Consider the following 14,109-nt stretch of genomic DNA (forward strand, 5'->3'; position numbering starts at 1 on the left):
TTGCAACTTTGTCTGCCAATTCCTAGCTTAACGGCATAAGCAAATAAGCTTTCAGGGGTAGCGTCATCTCGCCCTTCTATGGCGCTGCCCCTGCTTTCTATCGAAAAATTCATAAAAGGATCAGGCAAATGGCAAGCCGCGCACCGTTTCACTGGGAAGATCCGCTCCTGCTTGACGAGCAGTTGAGCGAAGAGGAACGCATGATCCGCGATGCGGCCCGTGCATATTGTCAGGAAAACCTGCAAACCCGCGTTCTTGAAGCCAACCGTCATGAGATTTTCCATCGTGAAATCATGACCGAAATGGGTGAACTTGGCCTGCTTGGCCCGACGATCCCCGAGGAATATGGCGGACCGGGTGTCAACCACGTTGCCTATGGTCTGGTCGCACGCGAAGTTGAACGCGTTGATTCCGGTTACCGTTCGGCAATGTCGGTGCAAAGCTCGCTCGTTATGCATCCGATCTTTGCCTATGGCAGTGAAGAACAGCGCAAGAAATACCTTCCGAAACTGGCAACCGGTGAATTTGTTGGCTGCTTTGGTCTGACCGAGCCGGATCACGGTTCCGATCCGGGTGGCATGAAAACCCGTGCACGTAAAACTGAGGGTGGCTTTACCCTTACGGGTTCGAAGATGTGGATCACCAACAGCCCGATCGCAGACGTCTTTGTCGTCTGGGCCAAGGATGACGAAGGTGTCATTCGCGGTTTCATCCTTGAAAAGGATATGAACGGTCTGTCAGCGCCGAAAATTGAAGGCAAGTTTTCGCTGCGTGCCTCGATCACCGGCGAAATCGTCATGGACAATGTCTTTGTGCCCGAAGAAAACATGCTGCCGAATGCCAAGGGTCTTGGCGGTCCGTTCGGTTGCCTGAACAAGGCCCGTTACGGTATCGCTTGGGGGGCAATGGGGGCTGCTGAATTCTGCTGGCACGCGGCACGTCAATATACCCTTGATCGCAAACAGTTTGGTCGTCCGCTTGCTGCCAATCAGCTGATCCAGCTGAAACTGGCAAACATGCAGACCGAAATTACCCTGGGCCTTCAGGGCGCGCTTCAACTTGGTCGTCTGCTTGATGCAGGCAAGGGCGCACCCGAAGCCATTTCGCTGATGAAGCGTAACAACTGTGGCAAGGCGCTCGACATTGCGCGTGTTGCACGTGACATGCATGGCGGTAACGGTATTGCTGACGAATTCCACGTCATCCGTCATTCGATGAACCTCGAAGCGGTCAATACCTATGAAGGGACCCACGATGTTCATGCCCTGATCCTGGGCCGTGCACAGACCGGAATTCAGGCCTTCTCTGCCGAAGGCTGATGACTTTCTGATCGGGCGGCAGCAGTCATGTTGCCGCCCGCTTTGATTCTGCCGCGTATTTCCACCTCGACTTTCGGGATATTCAGATGACTGGCGCACTTTCCGGGCTTCGTGTTCTTGACCTTTCGCGCGTTTTGGCCGGGCCATGGGCCAGCCAGACCCTTGCCGATATGGGGGCCGAAGTCATCAAGATTGAACGTCCCGGTGCCGGTGACGATACGCGCGGCTGGGGCCCGCCCTTTGCCAGGGATGGCAATGGCGATGACACCACCGAGGCTGCCTATTACCTGACGGCCAATCGCGGCAAGAAATCACTGACCATCGACATTACCAAACCGGAAGGTCAGGAAATCGTTCGCGATATTGCGGCTCAAAGCGACGTGGTGCTCGAAAACTTCAAGGTCGGCGGTCTTGCCAAATATGGCCTTGATTACGCAACCCTGTCTGCGATCAATCCCAAGCTTGTTTATTGCTCGATCACCGGATTTGGTCAGGACGGCCCCTATAAGGACCGCCCGGGCTATGACTTCATGATCCAGGGCATGGGCGGCTTGATGAGCATTACCGGTGCGCCCGATACGGTGTCCGGCGGGCAGCCGATGAAAGTTGGGGTCGCCGTTGCCGATATCTTTACCGGGCTTTATGCAACAATCGGTATCCTTGCTGCCCTACGCCATCGTGATGCAACCGGCGAAGGTCAATATATCGATCTGGCCTTGCTTGATGTTCAGACCGCAGTCCTTGCCAATCAGGCAATGAATTACCTGACAACCGGCAAGGCACCGGGCCGTCTTGGCAATGCGCATCCCAATATCGTGCCCTATGAAGCCTTTCCGAGTGCTGATGGTTATCTGATCCTGGCCGTCGGCAATGACAGCCAGTTCAAAAGTTTCTGCTCGGTCGCGGGGCTTGATGATCTGCCTTCTGATGAACGTTACGCGACCAACCGCAAACGGGTGGCCAATCGCGAGACACTGGTGCCGCTGATCCGTCAGGCCATGGTGACCAAAACCACCGATGAATGGATTGTTGCCCTTGAAAAGGCCAATGTGCCCTGTGGTCCGATTAACACCCTTGATCGTGTCTTTGACAATCCGCAGGTCAAACATCGTGGCATGGTCAAGCAGCTTGATCACCCGACTGCCGGAACTGTTCCGACAGTTGCCAATCCGATTAAGTTTTCCAAAACGCCAATCACGGATGAAAAGGCCCCGCCAATGCTGGGCCAGCATAGCGACGAAATTCTGCGTAAAGTCGCCGATCTCAGCGACGATCAGATCGCGAAATTGCGTGAAGCCGGGATTGTTTAACCAGAGCAATCTCTTGTCTCGACGCGTCGTGATGTGGATAAACTAGACCCAACAGTGAAATTTCAAACAGGGTTTGCATCATGAAAATCGCGGTAATGGGCGCGGGCGCCGTTGGTTGTTATTACGGGGCAATGCTTGCACGTGCCGGTCATGACGTGACACTGATCGGCCGTCCCGATCATGTCGAGGCAATGAACCGTGATGGTCTCTTGCTTGATTTCGGGGCGACACAGGAATTTGTCTCGGTCACTGCGTCAACGGATGCTGTGGCAATTGCCGGTGCAGAGCTTGTTCTGTTTTGCGTCAAATCGACCGATACCCAATCGGCAGGTGAACAGATCAAACCGTTCATATCCAAAGACACCATCATTCTAAGCTTGCAGAACGGCGTGGATAATGCCGAACGCCTGAGCGTGGTATTGGGACAGCCGGTGATCCCCGTAGTGGTCTATGTCGCCACCAGCATGGGGGGCGCAGGTCACGTCAAACATCATGGCCGCGGTGAGCTGGTGATGGGGCCGTCTGACCAAAGCCGGATCGTTGCCGATACCCTGCGACCGGCAGGTATTCCGATCGAAATCTCGGAGAATGCCGCAGGTGCGCTTTGGGCCAAGATGATCCTGAACTGCGCCTATAATGCGCTGTCGGCGATCACGCAGCTTCCTTATGGCAAGTTGGTCGAAGGTGAAGGCGTCGGCAACGTGATGCGCAACGCGGTCGAGGAATGCCTTGCTGTTGCCAGAAAGGATGGCGTTACTGTCCCTGATCATGTGTGGGAGGCAATTGAAAAAATCGCCCAAACCATGCCGACGCAGTTTTCATCAACGGCACAGGATCTTGCGCGCGGCAAGCCCAGCGAGATCGATTACCTCAACGGTTACATTGTGCGCAAGGGGACGGAATTCGGCATTCCGACCCCGACCAATCTGACATTGTTTGCTCTGACCAAACTGCAGGAAGGCAAGGCTTCCTGAGCCAGATGGCTTTGCGGTGATTGTAACCTATTCTGCCGGTGTTCCGGTTTGGTCGGTGCAGATGGCCGGTTTGGCTGTCTGGCTTTTGGCTGTCTGGCGTTTGGCAAAGGCCAAGATCTGATCGTTGAAGCCGACAAGGGCGGCGGCGGCAACAATCACCACCCCGCCAATCAGGCTGACCGGGGCAGGAAGCACGCCAAAGACCAGAAGATCAAGGGCAATGGCCCAGATCATCGCGGTATATTCAAACGCAGACAGGGTTGAAACCGGGGCACGCGCCAGTGCTTCGGTCATGGCGATATGGGCAAGGCCCCCAGTAAGACCCGCACTTACCAGCCAGATCAGGTTGCCCGCAGAAATCGGTGCCCAGCCAAACGGAATGGTCAGCAATCCGCCAATCGAACAGACCACGGCAAAGTAAAAGGCAATGGTGCCCGATGGCTCGGTCGTGGTCAGGGCCTTGATCTGAGTCTTGGCAAAGGCGGTGGTGATGGCAAAGGCAATCCCGGCCCCGATCCCGATCATGGTTTCGTGGTCCAGCCCCGGTGTCGAGATCATCGGCCACAGGATCAGGAATACACCGGCAAAACCGGCCAGTGTCGCGCCGGTGACCAGCCAACCCGGATTTTCACGCAGGAACACCATGGCAATCGGAATGACGACAAGCGGCGCCAAAAAGCCAAGGGCGGTCGCAAGTGCAAGCGGCAGATAGGCCAGCGAGACAAAAGACAGAAACATCGACACGCCACCAAATGTGCTGCGTTTAAGATGTCCCCATGGGCGCTTTGTCCGCAAGGCACGCGGGAATTCCTTGCGCCACATCAGATAAAGAACAATTGGCAATATTGCGACAGCACTGCGCCAGAACATGATCTGGCCAACCGGCGCCTCAAGCGATGCCATTCGGACAAAAAGGCTCATAATGGCAAACAGGCCGGTTGCGGCCAGACGCAATCCTATTCCAGTCCAAACATTGTTCATCGTTGATAACTCCGGGGGCGTTACTTCTATCAATACCGGAGTTTTGCCGGTTTTGTTGAATGACAATTTTTCAGGTCTGGGCTGAGAAAAATTCGCAGAGGACTGAACTGTCTATGTTTTTGCGGGTTCAATCGGCAAGTTCTGGACGAATTGCATAAAAATCTGGACGAACGGGATAGTGGACGTTTTTCGAATGGGTCACACTTCAGGTCAAGTTATCAGGGATAAGCCCAATGCATTGAAAATCGGTTTCAGAGGCATTGGTGAAGGTCGTCAACCAGGTAGGGAAGACCGACAGAGATGCAAATTGAGCCCGACATTCATGCTGATGACACGGCGATTTGCTGTCGTGCCATCAATCAGCGGCCGGTCGTGATTATTGAGCAAAATCAGGAAGATCTGGGTCAGTTGATCGGACTGTATCTTGGATTGGCCGACATCATCCTTGTGCCCAACGCCTATGTCGGCGTGCGGATGATCAATCTCTTCAGGTCCGAAGATGTGGAAATTCTCGCAATCGAGGGATTGCTGGGCTATGCCAGCTCAAGACAGGAAGGCAATATCGCCCGCATCTGGTCGGATTAGCCGCCGGATGCCGTCAGGCCGTGGCGATATTATCTAAAGTCCGGTTTTCTGCCGAACCGGTCTGACGCCTTCCTAGCCCAGTCCATGTATCCATTTCTCGAACTGTGTATCGGCCGCACCAATGATGCACTGGGTTTTGCGCGCATGGATCGATGCGCCATTGCGTACCTCGCCAGGGGTTGCATCATATTTGTCCCGAAAGGCGCGAATAAAGCTGGCATCACTGGAAAACCCGCATTCCAGGGCAATGTCATAGATTGACGAACGCGCATGAAGCGGGTCATTTAACAGTGAGATCGCTTTGCGCAGCCGCATGTCGCGAACATAATTATAAACTCCGCCATAAGGTGCGAAGTAGTTATAGAGCTTTGATCGCGATACCCCAAGATCCTGTGCCGCACGACGGGGGTTGAGGTCTGGTGAACAAAGGTTTTCACGGAAATAGCGCCGCATTCTGACCATGCTCATGATGTTCTGACGTTCATGGCTGATCTCGCTGGTTTCTCCACTCAGCGCATTCAGGCAGTTGGCAAGAAGTGTCGGGAACATTTTCTCAAGTGTTTGCGACTGGGGGTGTTTAAGGTCGCGGACGTTACGTTGCAGGGAAATGATCATGTCTCGGATGATCTGAACCATTGGATCGCCGGGCTCAAGAATACGCATGCAATGGTCGTCAGGGTGCTGCAACTGATCTTCGAGCAATGCACGCGGGATGACAAGGTTAAGTGTCTGGTGATCGGTCGTGCGGGCATTAAAGGGCTGGGTAAGATCATAAATCAGAAGCCCGCCCGGTTTGAGGCGCCCCTGTCCCCGTGACGTTTCACATTCAATGCTGCCGTTCTGATATACGGCAACACCGTAGTGATCCATGCCATTTCCGGCAATCTGCTTGTAGCCACGGCTCCATTGTTGTTGCCGGGAAGCGACTTCCATCAGCATTAGCGAGCCGAAAATGTGCGATTGAATGGTTGTCCGGAAGTCATTTTCCCGAACATTTTTATCGGCATCGACATCAAAAAGGCATGAGATCGCCTGTTTCCAGACGTCGTATCTTTCATGCATCGGCAGATTGTCGACAGTAAAGAATGTGCTGGTGGCCCCAGCTGAATCATGATCAGGTTGCATCTTGCTACCCCAATTGCCTACGTGGCGGACACTTACAACTAATGTATGCGGTGTGGATCGGGTCAGGCTTACATGCCTATCCACACGTCTAGGTTATGTAAGTTGGTGAATCTCGTAAAGAGGTTTTATTCAAAATGATTAAATTAAATCATTCTGATGTAATAACCTGTCACGCCATTTCCTGTCGGACATGCTGATCACGCAATGATCGCTGACGCTGCAGACAATCTGTTGCCTGAAGCTGTCCGAGCCCGGTTTTCGCAAGGTTGCTCTCACAACCCGCGATCGGAGGGGATGAAAAATGATGTTTGCCGTAAAAACAGCCTCGCGTCCGGACTTTTCGTTCTTGTTGATGGACTGCGTGCCGATTGGCTTGTTCCGGATGCCGCTATGTGCATCCACAGGCAGGTTGTCGGTCATATAATACGAACTGGTTGACCCGCCGGATAATTGATCCGTAGTCATGTTACCCCCGAAAGACAGTTTTCCGGTCCGTATTTGTGCGCGTTTTTATGATTTTTCTGCCGCGGTTCCGGGTATCAATTTGTCTAATTTAATTACTTTGAATTCATCTTTTGCGCAAAGATGCTTTGGTATAGTTATCCTTTTGGTTGCTATCCTAAAGTGGGTAGCCAAAGGTGTAGACCCTACGAAAACTGCCATTTTTTGATGAATTTCTGGACTGATTGCAAAACGATTTGGACGCAATGGGCATTGGAAAAAACGGGATCGTGCTAGACATAATACAACAAAATTACAACACATAGCTCTGCGGTTGATCGTCAATCCGGCAGGGCATTCAGGGCAACGCTGATATTTCTCTCTGGGGGAGAACATGTATTCAGTCGAAAAACACCCGGCGCGTCGAAAAGGAGAAACCAATTTCTCGGATCCGGGGCGCGACTGGGGGCCGGCCAGCCATATTGTGCCCGGCCGAAGGATCAACGAACCGAACTATCAGGCCTGGCACAGTCCGGTCGCGCTGCTTGCACGATCTCGTGCCGGATTTGATCTGATCCGGAAAAGCCACAAGGAAAGTCTGGAAGCCACGCCGCCATCTGATGCCTACGAGGAAATGGCAATGGCAATGGTCAAGACGATCGGCGACAGCGTCACCGTCCTTAAAAGTATTGCCGATATCATGCCGGTGCTCGAAAGAATGCTGGCAGGACGTGACGGCGAAGGCATTCATGAAGAGGCCCATCGTCCCGATCCGCAAACCCTGTCAGATTGCGGGCATACACAGAGTGAAGATTCCACCCGGTGCTGGTCATCTGACGTCATGGTCGAAATCCACAATCTTTGTGCCCAGAACCGCCAGTCTGGACCCGCACACGCCAAAGCCATCCGCCGTTATGGTACCGATCCCGAACCGGAAAATGACATCCTGCCGCCGCTTCGATATTTTACCGACAAATAGGCGTCCGTGACGGGCCGTCTGTTTAACGGAAATATCCGCCGGGCGTGCGACCCGTTGCCTTGCGAAACATCGCAATGAATGCCGATGGCGTTTCGTAGCCAAGATCAAGGGCGATCTCGGTAACCGGTCGATCATTTGCCAATTTTTCCAATGCATAAAGCAGCCGCAGTTTTTGTCGCCAGTCGCGAAACGGCATGCCGGTTTCGCGCAGGAACAAACGTGCCAATGTACGCGACGACGCACCGCAAATCCGTGACCAGTCATCAAGCGTCCTGTTATCTGCCGGATCGGCCAGCAACTCGTCGCAAATCTTTGCAAGGCGCAGATCCTTGGGGGCAGGCAGATGCAGGTTTTCCTGATCAGGGGCGCGTAACTGGTCAAGCAGCACCCGCATCAGACGCCCCTCGGCACCTTCTTCATCATATTCGACAGGAATTTCTGTCGCCGCACGGATCAACTCACGCAAAAGCGGGCTGACATCAAGAACCATGCAACGATCCGGAAGGTCGACCGGTGCATGGCGGTCGATATAGATATGACGAGCCCGGGTAAAAGTCGCATGACTTACTGCATGTTCAAGATGCGGCGGCACCCAGACAGCACGTTGGGGCGGCACGATCCAGATACCGGCTTCGGTCATGACTTTCATCGTTCCTTCTGATGCATAGATCAGCTGGCACCAGTCATGGCTGTGTGCGCCGATACTGTATCCGGCGGGAACGTCGCTCATGCGGACATAAATCGGGCGAGGAAGCTCTGCCGGGCGGGGGCGAATATGACGTGCTTCATCGGTCGGGGTCGGGCGATGCATCTACAACCACCGTTGTGTCTGGTTTGCGATATATGATGGCAGATTATCGTAAGACAGACGGCCTGCAACAGGTTTAATTTGGTCGCATTCCAAACGAACAACAGTTGTGACGATGGTCCCGCCACCAATGCGGCCCTGTCCGGGGAGAAAAAATGTCAAAGGAAGAACTGATACCAGAGGCCAGTAATCACGCCGCCCCGATTGGCGAGGTGACGGGGGAGCATGCGGCAAGCATCCCTGTCTATAAGGGATGGCGTAACCCCGAAGTGCTCCTGATTCTGATGGCTGCGGCGATGCCGCTATCCTTTTCGACCTGGATGGCGCTTTTGAACAACTTTTCGGTCGAGATGGCCGGTTTTACCGGGCGCGAGATCGGTATTTTGCAGTCCCTGCGCGAAATTCCGGGTTTCCTTGCCTTTACCGCAATCTTTGTATTGCTGGTACTGCGTGAACAGACCTTTGCCCTGTTGTCGCTGCTTGTTCTGGGCATCGGTGTTGCGATCTCGGGATATTTCCCGACGGTGATCGGGCTTTATTGCACGACGGTGCTGATGTCGATCGGCTTCCATTATTTTGAAACCATGCAACAGGCCCTTTCGTTGCAATGGGTCAAAAAGGAACGCACCGCCATCGTGATGGGCAAACAGCTTTCGGCGAAGTCGATCTCGTCACTGGTGATGTTTGGCGTTGTCTGGCTGATGCTGGAAGTCTTCGCAATTGAATATCGCTATGTCTATCTGTTTGGTGGTGCATTGACGGTCATCGCGGCACTGTTCGTCTGGGGAGCGTTCCCGAAATTTGCCGACGCCCATCCGCAGACCAAGAAGCTGATCCTGCGCAAACGCTATTGGCTTTATTATGCCCTGACCTTCATGAGCGGTGCGCGGCGTCAGATTTTCACGGTGTTTGCGGGCTTTCTGATGGTCGAGAAGTTCGGCTATGACGCGGCAACCATTACGTTGCTGTATCTTTTAAACCACGCGATCAACATGTTCCTGGCGCCCAAGATCGGCAAACTGATCAGCAAATGGGGCGAACGCCGCGCATTGACCTTTGAATATATCGGTCTGTTTATCGTGTTCGTCTCTTATGCTTTTGTCGAGAACCATGTGATTGCCGGTGGTCTTTATGTCATTGATCATCTGTTCTTTGCCATGGCAATCGCCATCAAGACCTATTTCCAGAAGATCGCCGATCCGGCTGATATTTCGTCAACGGCGGGGGTGAGCTTTACAATCAACCATATTGCTGCGGTCTTTATCCCGGCTGCATTTGGGCTGCTCTGGCTGATTTCACCAAGTGCAGTCTTCCTTGCAGGGGCAGCAATGGCATTTGTGTCACTGGTCCTTGCCCTTAATGTCCCGAGTGACCCTGAACCGGGTAACGAAGTGATACGGGGCTATAAATCCCCTGAAGCCTTGCCAGCCTGAACAAGCCGTTTTGGCGGATAACTTCAATCAGGAAACGCCCGTGCAGATCGCGCGGGCGTTTCTATTTGTATTTGCCCCATCTTTTTCGCAAAATCTTCAAAACCTGACCATCTGAACAAGAATAAAGTAAAGCGACCGAGCACTCGAACAGGGAAAAGACACATGACATCCATCCTCAAAGCGCGCATGCGCAAGACAGGCGCAACTGCAATCGGACTGTCGCTGGCACTGTTAAGCGGTACAGCACTTGCCGACAGTTCAGTTTCGCTGCGTATTCTCGAGACCACCGACATTCACACTCATCTGGTCAATTACGACTATTACCGGGATGGGGAATCTGACACGGTTGGTCTGGCAAAGGTCGCGACCTTGCTCAAAACCGCACGTGGTGAAGCCAGGAACGTTGTTTTTGTTGATAACGGCGACCTTATTCAGGGTAACCCGCTTGGCGATTACATGGCCAAGGAGCGCGGTCTGAAAAAGGGTGAAATTCACCCGGTCTACAAGGCGATGAACCTTCTTGATTATGATGCTGCCAACCTTGGTAACCATGAATTCAACTATGGTCTTGAGTTTCTGGGGAACTCGATTGCCGGTGCGAATTTCCCTTATGTCAGTGCAAATATCTTTGTCGATGATGGCGATGGCAATGCCGAAAATGACAAACCCTATTTCGAACCCTATGTCCTTCTCGACAGGGAATTTGTCGATGATGAAGGCAAGTCGCACAAGGCAAAGGTTGGTGTGATCGGTTTCGTTCCGCCACAGATCATGCAGTGGGACAAGGCCAATCTTGAAGGCAAGGTCTTTACCAAAGACATTGTCGAAATGGCCGAGAAATATGTACCGGAAATGCGGGCAAAGGGGGCCGATATCGTCATTGCCGTTCCGCATTCGGGACTTTCGACCATGGAACGCCATGGCATGGAAGAAAACGCGACCTATTACCTTTCAAAGGTTGATGGCATTGACGCGATCTTGTTCGGGCACGCCCATACCGTCTTCCCGTCCGAGGCCTTCGCCGATCTTGAAGGCGTTGATCTTGCCAAGGGGACGATCAACGGTGTTGCTGCGGTCATGCCGGGCTTCTGGGGCAGCCATCTTGGCGTGATTGATCTCAAGCTCAATGTCTCGGACGCGGGGGAATGGACAGTTGTCGACAGCCTGTCGGATGCGCGTCCGATCTATCAGCGCGAAGGTCGGACCATCACCCCGCTGGTCGAAGCTGATCCGGAAATCATTGCCGCAGTCAAGGAAGAGCACGAAGCAACCATCGCCTATATGCGCGAAGGTGTCGGCACGACCTCGGCCCCGATCAACAGCTTCTTTGCGCTTGTCGCCGATGATCCGTCGATCCAGATCGTGACCAATGCCCAGAAATGGTATCTCGAAAAGATCCTGAACGGCTCGGAATATGATGGCATTCCAATCCTGTCTGCCGGTGCGCCTTTCAAGGCGGGTGGTCGTGGCGGACCGGACTATTTCACCGATATCCCCGAAGGCAAGATTGCACTTAAAAACGTCGCGGATCTTTATATCTATCCGAACACGGTGCGCGCGGTTTTGCTTGATGGCGATCAGGTCCGCGAGTGGCTTGAAATGTCGGCAGGCCAGTTCAACCAGATTGACCCCGCCAGCCGTGATGAACAGCCGCTGATCAATCCGGATTTCCCGACCTATAACTATGACGTGATTGACGGGGTGACCTATCAGATTGATGTCACCAAACCGGCCCGGTACAACAAGGCTGGTGAATTGGTCAACGCTGACAGTCATCGTATCGTCAACCTGACTTTTGAGGGCAAACCGGTCACGGCCGACCAACAGTTTGTTGTTGCGACCAATAACTATCGCGCCAGCGGCGGCGGACATTTCCCCGGTCTTGACGGATCGACCATCATTGTCGAGGCACCCGATGAAAACCGCACGGTTCTTGCCAACTATATCCTGACCGAAAAGGAAATTGATCCGAAGGCAGACGGCAACTGGACCTTTGCGCCGATTGGTGATGCCAACAAGGTCACGTTTGTCACCAGCCCGAAAGCATCGGCTGCGGCCAATGCCCCGGACAATATCAGCTTCATCGGCGAGGATCAGGACGGGTTTGCCAAATATGTCCTGCAAAGCAAATAGAACGCTTGCTCAACCAATCTAGCCAATAAAAAAAAAGCCGCCCTGTAAAAAGGGCGGCTTTTTGATTTCTGGCGGTGCACTGGGCACCAGGCCGGAACTTATTTTTTGGCAGCGGCCTGTGGGCCTTTGCCACCGGCACCCTGATGCGCAGGGGGATTATCCTCACGCGGGTTTTTGCCATTCAGGTAAGCCTGTGCGCAATGCTCGTCGCAATAGGGTTTGCTCGGCACGATCTTCTTGCCACAGAAGTGGAAATCTTCATCGCCCGGGTCACCGAACGGCCAACGGCACATGCCAGCCCCAAGATCAAAGATCGAAATGCCTTTGGTCTGTTGCTTGGGGGCCGGGGCTTTCTTCTGTTCCGCTTCCTCAGCACGACGCTGAATCGGGGACGGGCGTTTGGGCAGGCCAAGGCGATGTGCCTTGCCTACGACGGCATTCTTGCCAACACCCAGTTCTTCACCGATGCGTGCCGTGGTCCAGCCCTGATTCCAGAGCGAGGTCAGCAATTCAATCTTTTCCGGCGTCCAGCTCATTTCGAGTATATTCCGTGTTCCGTTGCCCGCCTGACGGTTTTCTTGCCGCAGGCAGTTGCTTATTGTCCGATGTCAAACAGGGATACAGAGGTATCCGCTAATATCTCGTAACGCAAGGGTCTTGGAGATTCGCGTCCCGACCCGTGTGCGGGAACAGCGCAATTTGCATGTTGAAGCAGCAATGTAAAGAGGGGATCGTACTTTGGTCTGGTTTTTCATCTCGGTCGCGGTTTTCCTTGGGGCACACGTTATTCCGGGGCTGCTTCGAAACAGGATTGTCGGCCTGATCGGCTATCGAGCTTATGTTGTTGGTTTCTCGGTTCTTTCCTCCCTGTTATTTGCATGGGTTATCCACGAAGTTATCGTCTCGGAGTCGTTTTGGCTGTGGGACTTCCAGATATGGCAGGCAAAGGCGCTGATTATTGTCATGCTACCCGCCTGTATCTTGTGGGCCAGCGCCATTCTTCAACCCTGTCCGTTATCTATCGGGCGCAAATCCGGCTTTGATCCGGATCGGCCCGGCATCAACCGTTTCTGCCGTCATCCCCTGTTGCTGGGGGCTTTCCTTTGGGGGATCGGTCATGTGGTTGCCAATGGCGATTTTGTCTCTCTGGTCTTTTTCGGGGGCAGTGCGCTTTTTGCGCTGATCGGGTTCTGGCGGATGGAGAAAATTCGTTTGCGTGACATGAGCGTAGCCGAACAGGAGGCAGTTCTGGCAGGGACTCGGCGCTTCTCACTGTCGGGATTGTTCAAGGGGGCGTTTGGCTGGCAGGATTTTCTGCTGGGCGGGATCATCTATGTCGTGATCCTGATGGGGCATGGTCATGTGATTGGCGTCAACCCGCTTGAAATGGCTGGCTGGTAGTAGGGACTTGACGCCGGAGCTTGTCAGCCCAAGTTTTGAAAGGGATACTGTTTCCCCAAGGCATGTTGCAAAACATGCAAAAACCCGCCGCACCATTTTGGTTTGTCGGGCGCAAATTCAAGCGAGGTATCATGACATCTCCGCAACTCGCGACCAATCTTGCCAGGTTTGCCGAAATGGAAGGCCGCCATCCCCGGCTTCTTTTGGCGACCGCCTCGGACGAAGAGCAGGCCTATCACAAACATGTCGCTACCCTGTTTGCCGATGGCGGGTTCGATGTGGATGTTGCCCCCCAGCATTCCGATGCCCAGTCCATTGCCATGCAGGCAATTGATTGTGATGCCGATATGCTGGTGTTGATCCGCACATCGCTGACGGCACAGGACCGTGTGAGTGTTGCCGATCTGATTTCGGCACTAGACGGGCTGGATGCGGAATATGTCAAAGTCGGTATTGTCGGGCATGCGGATGATCCGGCCCGCGGGAATGTCGATTTCGTCTGTGACCTTGAACATCTTCAGACTGCCGATTGCGAAGCCCTGATTGCCTATATTCTGGCAATTGAAGAAGGCCGTGTGGCACAACATATTTAAATCATTCAAAGATTCCGCAAAGGCGCG

General features: G+C 53.5%; 14 protein-coding genes. 9 read left to right on the forward strand and 5 right to left on the reverse strand.

Annotation, left to right across the window (positions count from 1 at the left end; all coding sequences use genetic code 11):
* Nucleotides 1-128 precede the first annotated feature (128 nt).
* From TH30_RS09720 to TH30_RS09730, 3 genes are all read left to right on the forward strand, one after another.
* Nucleotides 129-1,319 (forward strand): acyl-CoA dehydrogenase, encoded by a 1,191-nt coding sequence (locus tag TH30_RS09720; protein ID WP_114097896.1) that lies wholly within the window; start codon nucleotides 129-131, stop codon nucleotides 1,317-1,319.
* A gap of 86 nt (nucleotides 1,320-1,405) precedes the next feature.
* Entirely contained in the window at nucleotides 1,406-2,629 is a 1,224-nt protein-coding gene (locus tag TH30_RS09725; protein ID WP_114097897.1) for a CaiB/BaiF CoA transferase family protein, read from the forward strand.
* A gap of 80 nt (nucleotides 2,630-2,709) precedes the next feature.
* On the forward strand, nucleotides 2,710-3,603 hold the full coding sequence (locus tag TH30_RS09730) for a ketopantoate reductase family protein (RefSeq protein ID WP_114097898.1): 894 nt from the start codon (nucleotides 2,710-2,712) through the stop codon (nucleotides 3,601-3,603).
* A 27-nt stretch (nucleotides 3,604-3,630) separates the two neighbouring features.
* Here the strand turns inward: TH30_RS09730 and TH30_RS09735 are convergent, their stop codons facing one another.
* Nucleotides 3,631-4,584, reverse strand: a complete 954-nt coding sequence (locus TH30_RS09735) for a DMT family transporter (RefSeq protein WP_114097899.1) — start codon at nucleotides 4,582-4,584, stop codon at nucleotides 3,631-3,633.
* 300 nt (nucleotides 4,585-4,884) lie between these two features.
* Here TH30_RS09735 and TH30_RS09740 point away from each other — a divergent pair, with 300 nt between their 5' ends.
* A complete protein-coding gene (locus TH30_RS09740; protein ID WP_114097900.1) occupies nucleotides 4,885-5,169 on the forward strand; it encodes a hypothetical protein in 285 nt (94 codons plus the stop codon).
* A gap of 72 nt (nucleotides 5,170-5,241) precedes the next feature.
* Here the strand turns inward: TH30_RS09740 and TH30_RS09745 are convergent, their stop codons facing one another.
* Nucleotides 5,242-6,294: a helix-turn-helix domain-containing protein gene (locus tag TH30_RS09745; protein ID WP_114097901.1), complete on the reverse strand. Its 1,053-nt coding sequence runs from the start codon at nucleotides 6,292-6,294 to the stop codon at nucleotides 5,242-5,244.
* Nucleotides 6,295-6,432: 138 nt separating this feature from the next.
* Entirely contained in the window at nucleotides 6,433-6,759 is a 327-nt protein-coding gene (locus tag TH30_RS09750; protein ID WP_147251965.1) for a hypothetical protein, read from the reverse strand.
* A gap of 370 nt (nucleotides 6,760-7,129) precedes the next feature.
* Between TH30_RS09750 and TH30_RS09755 the strand changes: the two genes are divergently transcribed.
* Nucleotides 7,130-7,714: a hypothetical protein gene (locus tag TH30_RS09755; protein WP_114097903.1), complete on the forward strand. Its 585-nt coding sequence runs from the start codon at nucleotides 7,130-7,132 to the stop codon at nucleotides 7,712-7,714.
* 22 nt (nucleotides 7,715-7,736) lie between these two features.
* On the opposite strand, the gene TH30_RS09760 is transcribed toward TH30_RS09755, so the two are convergent.
* A complete protein-coding gene (locus TH30_RS09760) occupies nucleotides 7,737-8,525 on the reverse strand; it encodes an AraC family transcriptional regulator (protein WP_114097904.1) in 789 nt (262 codons plus the stop codon).
* Between the two features lie 152 nt (nucleotides 8,526-8,677).
* Between TH30_RS09760 and TH30_RS09765 the strand changes: the two genes are divergently transcribed.
* Nucleotides 8,678-9,955, forward strand: coding sequence for an MFS transporter (locus TH30_RS09765; protein WP_114097905.1), 1,278 nt, complete (start codon nucleotides 8,678-8,680; stop codon nucleotides 9,953-9,955).
* 162 nt (nucleotides 9,956-10,117) lie between these two features.
* A complete protein-coding gene (locus tag TH30_RS09770; protein ID WP_114097906.1) occupies nucleotides 10,118-12,088 on the forward strand; it encodes a bifunctional 2',3'-cyclic-nucleotide 2'-phosphodiesterase/3'-nucleotidase in 1,971 nt (656 codons plus the stop codon).
* Nucleotides 12,089-12,186: 98 nt separating this feature from the next.
* On the opposite strand, the gene TH30_RS09775 is transcribed toward TH30_RS09770, so the two are convergent.
* Nucleotides 12,187-12,624 carry a GcrA family cell cycle regulator gene (locus TH30_RS09775; RefSeq protein ID WP_114097907.1) on the reverse strand — a complete coding sequence of 146 codons (438 nt, stop codon included), beginning with the start codon at nucleotides 12,622-12,624 and terminating at the stop codon, nucleotides 12,187-12,189.
* Nucleotides 12,625-12,826: 202 nt separating this feature from the next.
* Here TH30_RS09775 and TH30_RS09780 point away from each other — a divergent pair, with 202 nt between their 5' ends.
* On the forward strand, nucleotides 12,827-13,489 hold the full coding sequence (locus TH30_RS09780; protein ID WP_114097908.1) for an NnrU family protein: 663 nt from the start codon (nucleotides 12,827-12,829) through the stop codon (nucleotides 13,487-13,489).
* Between the two features lie 131 nt (nucleotides 13,490-13,620).
* Nucleotides 13,621-14,082, forward strand: coding sequence for a methylmalonyl-CoA mutase (locus TH30_RS09785; protein WP_114098047.1), 462 nt, complete (start codon nucleotides 13,621-13,623; stop codon nucleotides 14,080-14,082).
* The last annotated feature ends 27 nt before the right edge of the window (nucleotides 14,083-14,109 follow it).

It is taken from the genome of Thalassospira profundimaris (assembly GCF_003326795.1).
Taxonomy (GTDB): Bacteria; Pseudomonadota; Alphaproteobacteria; order Rhodospirillales; family Thalassospiraceae; genus Thalassospira; species Thalassospira profundimaris_C.